This window comes from Streptomyces hilarionis (genome assembly GCF_024539675.1).
GTDB classification, from domain to species: Bacteria; Actinomycetota; Actinomycetes; order Streptomycetales; family Streptomycetaceae; genus Streptomyces; species Streptomyces hilarionis.
Genome location: NZ_JAHHIT010000127.1, coordinates 20,913 through 28,206, shown reverse-complemented (window position 1 = coordinate 28,206; position 7,294 = coordinate 20,913). Strand labels below are relative to the sequence as shown.

The window sequence follows — 7,294 nt, the reverse complement described above, 5'->3', positions numbered from 1 at the left end:
GGACGTGGACGGGGAGGGGGGCGGTCCGGTCGGGGGAGTCGGTGGTCACCGGGAGATTCAAGCAGGGGGCGACGGGCTCTTCCCCGACCGGTCGCCGGTTCGCGCCGCTCGTCCCGGCCGGGGGCGGGGGCCGTCGTGCGCCCGCCCTTCCTCGCAGATCCTTCACGCCGCCCCTCTGCACTTTTCGGCCGCCGACCCTTAACATCACGCCACTGCAAGGTTTCTGAAAGATTGCAGCAAGCGCCTTCAAAGACGAAGGAACCCCACATGGCACGCAGCAGACCCCTCTCGGGCGCCCTCGCCCTGGCGGCCGCCCTGGCCGCCGTCGTCGTACCCGGCGCCTCCACCGCCTCCGCCGCCCCACCCGGCGTCAAGGACGTGACCGCCGTCCTGTTCGAGTGGAACTTCGCCTCGGTCGCCAAGGAGTGCACGAACACCCTCGGTCCCGCCGGCTACGGATACGTGCAGGTCTCCCCACCCGCCGAGCACATACAGGGCTCGCAGTGGTGGACGTCGTACCAACCCGTCAGCTACCGGATCGCCGGCCGGCTCGGCGACCGCACGGCGTTCCGGAACATGGTGAACACCTGCCACGCGGCGGGCGTGAAGGTCGTCGCCGACACCGTCGTCAACCACATGGCGGCGGGCGGCGGCACCGGCACCGGCGGCTCGTCGTACACGAAGTACGACTACCCGGGCCTCTATTCCTCCTACGACTTCGACGACTGCACCTCGCAGATCTCGAACTACGCGGACCGCTGGAACGTCCAGCACTGCGAACTCGTCGGGCTGGCCGACCTGGACACCGGCGAGGAGTACGTCCGCAAGACGATCGCCGGCTACCTGAACGACCTGCTCACCCTGGGCGTCGACGGCTTCCGCATCGACGCGGCCAAGCACATCGACACCGCCGACCTCGCCAACATCAAGTCCCGGCTCACCAACCCCGGCGCCTACTGGAAGCAGGAGGTCATCTACGGCGCCGGGGAGGCCGTCCAGCCCACCGAGTACACCGGCAACGGGGACGTCCAGGAGTTCCGCTACGCCTACGACCTCAAGCGGGTCTTCAACAACGAGAACCTCGCCTACCTGAAGAACTACGGCGAGGGCTGGGGGTACATGAGCAGCTCGGTCGCGGGCGTCTTCGTCGACAACCACGACACCGAGCGCAACGGCTCCACCCTGAACTACAAGGACGGCGCGAACTACACGCTGGCCAACGTGTTCATGCTCGCGTACCCCTACGGCGCGCCCGACGTCCACTCCGGCTACGAATGGACGGACAAGGACGCCGGACCGCCCAACGGCGGTACGGTCAACGCCTGTTGGCAGGACGGCTGGAAGTGCCAGCACGCCTGGCCGGAGATCCGGAGCATGGTCGCCTTCCGCAACGCCGTGCGCGGCGAGCCGGTCGGCAACTGGTGGGACGACGGCGCCGACGCCATCGCCTTCGGGCGGGGCTCCAAGGGGTATGTGGCCATCAACCACGAGAGCGGCCCGCTGAGCCGGACCTTCCAGACCGGGCTCCCCGCCGGCGCGTACTGCAACGTGCAGAACAACACGGTCGTCAGCGTGAACGCCTCGGGGCAGTTCACGGCGACCCTGGGCGCCAACACCGCGCTGGCGCTCTACGCGGGCAAGTCCGCCTGCTGATCCGGCCGCTCGCGCAGCAAGAGTCGTGAAAGTTCTTGCCCGTCCTTTCATGACTCTTGCTGTAAGGCTTGCGTCGGCGATAGCGTCGCGCGGACGCCCGGCGGCACAGTCCGCCCAGGGCGCAGGGGTCGGACCCAACAGAGCCGCAGTCGCAAGGAGTTCCCGCCTGTGATACCGAGATGGCCGGCGTCCGCAACGCGCCGAACCGCCCACGCCGGACGGGTAGCCGCCGTCACCGCGGCGGCCCTGGCCGCCGCACTGATCCAGCCGCTCGCCGCGCGGGCCGACAGCCCGCCCCCGCCCCCCTCCGACGCGCGGCTCGCCGCCGAGCCCGCCCGGCACGACGACACCCGCGAGCAGTTCTACTTCGTCATGCCGGACCGGTTCGCCGACGGCGCCGGCGCCAACAACCGCGGCGGACTGACCGGCTCCCGCCTCACCACCGGCTACGACCCCACCGACAAGGGCTTCTACCAGGGCGGCGACCTCCAGGGCCTGACGAAGCGGCTCGACTACATCAAGGGCCTGGGCACCACCGCCATCTGGATGGCGCCGATCTTCAAGAACCAGCCCGTGCAGGGCGCCGGCAAGGACGCCTCGGCCGGCTACCACGGTTACTGGATCACCGACTTCACCCAGGTCGACCCGCACTTCGGCACCAACAAGGACCTGGAGACCCTGATCTCCAAGGCCCACGCCAAGGGCATGAAGGTCTTCTTCGACGTCATCACCAACCACACCGCCGACGTCGTCGACTACGCGCAGAAGTCCTACGACTACCTGTCCAAGGGCGCGTTCCCGTACCTGACGAAGGACGGCGCCCCCTTCGACGACGCCGATCACGCCGACGGCCGGTCGGCGTTCCCGGCCGTGGACGCGGACTCCTTCCCGCGCACCCCGGTGGTCCCCGCGGCCAAGAAGAACGCCAAGGTCCCGTCGTGGCTCAACGACCCCACGATGTACCACAACCGCGGCGACTCGACCTACGCGGGCGAGTCGACGACGTACGGCGACTTCTCCGGGCTCGACGACCTGTGGACCGAGCGCCCCGAGGTGGTCAGCGGGATGGAGAGGATCTATCAGCGCTGGGTGCGCGACTTCGACATCGACGGCTTCCGGATCGACACCGTCAAGCACGTCGACATGGAGTTCTGGACCCAGTGGGCGACCGCGCTCGACGCGTACGCGGCGAAGCGGGGCCGTGACGACTTCTTCATGTTCGGCGAGGTCTACTCCGCCGACACGTCGGTCACCTCCCCCTACGTCACCCGGGGCCGCCTCGACGCCACCCTCGACTTCCCCTTCCAGGAGGCGGCCCGCCAGTACGCCTCCCAGGGCGGCAGCGCCAGGAAACTCGCGTCCGTCTTCGCCGACGACTACAAGTACACGACCGACAAGGCCAACGCCTACGAACAGGTCACCTTCCTCGGCAACCACGACATGGGCCGCATCGGGCACTTCCTCGCGCAGGACAACCCCAAGGCCACCGACGCCGAACTCCTCGCCAAGGACAGGCTCGCCAACGAGCTGATGTTCCTCAGCCGCGGCAACCCGGTCGTCTACTACGGCGACGAGCAGGGCTTCACCGGCTCCGGCGGCGACAAGGACGCCCGTCAGACGATGTTCGCCTCCAAGGTCGCCGACTACCTCGACGACGACGAGATCGGCACCGCCCGCACCCACGCGAGCGACGCCTACGACACCTCCGCCCCGCTGTACCGGCAGATCGCGGCCCTCGCCGCGCTGCGCAAGGCCAACCCCGCCCTCACCGACGGCGTCCAGACCGAGCGCTACGCGGCCGACGGCCCCGGCGTCTACGCCTTCTCCCGCAACGGGACCGGCAAGGACACCACCGAGTACGTCGTCGCCTTCAACAACGCGGCCACGCCGCGGCAGGCGACCTTCGCGACCGGTAGCGCGAACACCGCCTTCCGCGGGATCCACGGCACGCGGAAGACCGTCAGGTCCGGCGCCGACAGGAAGATCACGGTGACCGTGCCCGCGGGCTCGGCGATCGTCCTGAGGGCCGCCCGCCGCCCGGCCGCCCCCGCCGCACCGCCGGCCGTCACCCTGCACGCCCCCGCCGCGGGCGCCACCGGCACCGTCGAACTCGGCGCCGACGTCACCGGCGGACCGCTCGACCGCGTCGTCTTCGCCGCCCAGACCGGCTCCGGGAAGTGGCGCACCCTCGGCTCCGCCGACCACGCCCCCTACAAGGTCACCCAGACCATCGGCGCCGACGTGCCGCCCGGCACGCCCCTGCGCTACAAGGCCGTCGTCGTGGACCGGGCCGGCCGCACCGCCAGTGCCACCGCCGCCTCCACCACCGGGACGCCGCCCGCCGAGGAGGTCCCCACCGCGTCCTCGCGCGACTACGCGATCGTCCACTACAAGCGCGCCGACGGCGACTACGCCGACTGGGGCCTGTACGCCTGGGGCGACCTCGCGGACGGCGAGGCGACCACCTGGCCCGCGAGTCACCCGTTCGTCGGCCGCGACGCGTACGGCGCCTTCGCCTACGTCAAGCTGAAGCCGGGCGCGTCGAGCGTGGGCTTCCTCGTCATCGACAAGGACGGGAACAAGGACGTCGCCGCCGACCGCACCGTCGACGTCACGAAGAACGGCGAGGTCTGGATCGAGCAGGGCAAGGAGGCGGTCGTCACGCAGCGGCCCGAGTACCCCGCCCAGGACACCGCGAAGGCCGTCCTGCACTACCACCGCGCCGACGGCGACTACGACGGCTGGGGCCTGCACGTGTGGACGGGCGCCGCGACCCCCACCGAATGGTCCAAGCCCCTGACGCCGGCCCGGACCGACGCCTACGGCGCGGTCTTCGAGGTGCCGCTGGCCGCCGGCGCCACCAGCCTGAGCTACATCGTCCACAAGGGCGACGAGAAGGACCTCGCCGCCGACCGGTCGCTGGACCTGACCGCGAACGGACATGAGGTGTGGCTGCTGAACGGGCAGGAGAAGTACCTGCTCCCGCAGCCGGCCGGGTCCGCCGCGGCCCTGGACCTCACCACCTCCAAGGCGGTCTGGATCGACCGGGACACCGTCGTCTGGAACGGCTCGGAGGGAGCCGCCTCCACTCAGCTGCTCTACAGCCGCGCCGGCGCGATCGCCGTGCAGGACGGCAGGCTCACCGGCGACGCCAGGTGGCTGCGGCTGACGAAGACCGCGCTCACCGACGCCCAGAAGGCGAAGTACCCGCACCTGAAGGACCTCACCGCCTGGTCCGTCGACCCGCGCGACCGCGACCGGGTGCGCGAGGCGCTGACCGGTCAGGTCGTCGCCTCCCAGCGGACCGGAGAGGGAGCCGTCCTCGCGGCGACCGGCGTGCAGATCGCGGGCGCGCTGGACGACCTGTACGCGGGCGCGACCACGGCGCGGCTCGGCCCGGTCTTTCACGACGGCCGCCCCACGCTCTCCGTCTGGGCCCCGACGGCCCAGCGCGTGGCCCTGGAACTCGACGGCGCCACGGTCGCCATGCGGCGCGACGACGCCACCGGCGTCTGGTCCGTGACCGGCCCGCGAAGCTGGAAGAACAAGCCCTACCGGTACGTCGTCACCGTGTGGGCGCCCAGCGTGCGCCAGGTCGTCGTCAACAAGGTGACCGACCCCTACTCGCTCGCCCTGACCGCCGACTCCGCGCGCAGCCTCGTCGTCGACCTGGACGACAGCTCCCTGGCCCCCCGCGGCTGGTCGAAGCTCGCCAAGCCGAAGGCCGTCCCGCTGCGGGACGCCCGGATCCAGGAACTGCACGTGCGGGACTTCTCCGTCGCGGACCCGACCGTCCCGGAGAAGGACCGGGGCGCCTACCTCGCCTTCTCCGACCGGGGCAGCGACGGCGCGAAGCACCTGAGGGAACTGGCGGCCGCGGGCACCTCGTACGTGCACCTGCTGCCCGTCTTCGACATCGCGACCATCGCCGAGAAGAAGGCCGACCAGGCGAGCGTCGCCTGCGACCTCGCCTCCTACCCGGCGGCCTCCGAGAAGCAGCAGGAGTGCGTGTCCGCGATCGCCGCCAAGGACGCCTACAACTGGGGCTACGACCCCTACCACTACACGGTCCCCGAAGGGTCCTACGCCTCCGACCCGGACGGGACGGCGCGCACCGTCGAGTTCCGCAGGATGGTCCAGGCGCTCAACGGCGACGGACTGCGCGTCGTCATGGACGTCGTCTACAACCACACCGCGGCGAGCGGCCAGGCGCCGACCAGCGTCCTGGACCGGATCGTCCCCGGCTACTACCAGCGGCTCCTCGCCGACGGGTCCGTCGCCACCAGCACCTGCTGCGCGAACACGGCCACCGAGAACGCCATGATGGGCAAGCTGGTCGTCGACTCGGTCGTCACCTGGGCCAAGCAGTACAAGGTGGACGGCTTCCGCTTCGACCTCATGGGGCACCACCCGAAGGCGAACATCCTGGCGGTGCGCAAGGCGCTGGACGCCCTGACCCCCGCCCGGGACGGCGTCGACGGAAAGAAGATCATCCTGTACGGGGAGGGCTGGAACTTCGGCGAGGTCGCCGACGACGCCCGCTTCGTGCAGGCCACGCAGAAGAACATGGCGGGAACCGGTGTCGCCACCTTCTCCGACCGGGCGCGCGACGCCGTCCGCGGCGGCGGCCCCTTCGACGAGGACCCGGGGGTGCAGGGCTTCGCGTCCGGCCTGTACACCGACCCCAACTCCTCGACGGGCAACGGCACCCCGGCGCAGCAGAAGGCCCGGCTGCTGCACTACCAGGACCTCCTCAAGGTCGGCCTGTCCGGAAACCTCGCCGCCTACCGCTTCACCGGCTCCGACGGCAAGGAGGTGACCGGCGCCGAGGTCGACTACAACGGCGCCCCGGCCGGCTACGCGCAGGCGCCCGGCGACGCCCTCGCCTACGTCGACGCGCACGACAACGAGTCGCTGTTCGACGCGCTGGCCTACAAGCTCCCGGCCGGCACCTCCGCCGACGACCGCTCCCGGATGCAGGTCCTGGCCATGGCCACCGCCGCGCTCTCCCAGGGCCCGGCCCTGTCGCAGGCCGGCACCGACCTGCTGCGCTCGAAGTCCCTCGACCGCAACTCCTTCGACAGCGGCGACTGGTTCAACGCGATCCACTGGAACTGCGCCGCCGGCAACGGGTTCGGCCGCGGGCTGCCCCCGGCCGCCGACAACGCCTCCAAGTGGCCGTACGCCAGGCCGCTGCTGGACACCGTCCGGGTGGGCTGCCCGCAGATCACCGCAGCCTCGGCCGCCTACCGCGACCTGCTGCGGATCCGGACGACGGAGAAGGCGTTCTCCCTCGCCACGGCCGCGCAGGTGCAGGCCGCGCTCTCCTTCCCGCTCTCCGGCGAGGGGGAGACGCCCGGGGTCGTCACCATGCGGCTGGGCGACCTGGTCGTCGTGTTCAACGCGACGCCCGACGCGCAGCGGCAGACGGTCCCCGCGCTCGCCGGCACCGGCTACCGGCTGCACCCGGTGCAGGCGTCCGGCGCGGACCCGACCGTGCGCACCGCCTCCTACGCACAGCGGTCGGGCACGTTCACCGTGCCGGCCCGGACCGTGGCGGTGTTCTCCCGCACGACGCCCTAGACAGCGGCACTACCTTGGTGGAGCAGGTCTCGAACCCGGCCTGCTCCACCGGCGAGTC

General features: G+C 71.0%; 2 protein-coding genes. Both read left to right on the top strand.

The genetic code is table 11. The annotated features are described in order from the left end of the window. The first annotated feature begins 267 nt into the window (after window positions 1-267). The gene (locus tag KMS84_RS27730) at window positions 268-1,653 is read left to right on the top strand and encodes an alpha-amylase (RefSeq protein ID WP_256919191.1); all 1,386 of its coding nucleotides are present in this window, start codon (window positions 268-270) and stop codon (window positions 1,651-1,653) included. Window positions 1,654-1,821: 168 nt separating this feature from the next. After that, window positions 1,822-7,236 carry a pullulanase-type alpha-1,6-glucosidase gene (gene pulA / locus KMS84_RS27725; RefSeq protein ID WP_256919190.1) on the top strand — a complete coding sequence of 1,805 codons (5,415 nt, stop codon included), beginning with the start codon at window positions 1,822-1,824 and terminating at the stop codon, window positions 7,234-7,236. The last annotated feature ends 58 nt before the right edge of the window (window positions 7,237-7,294 follow it).

Coding starts and splice junctions, on each gene's coding strand:
- KMS84_RS27730 (WP_256919191.1), top strand. CDS start 268: ATGGCACGCAGCAGACCCCTCTCGGGCGCCCTCGCCCTGGCGGCCGCC.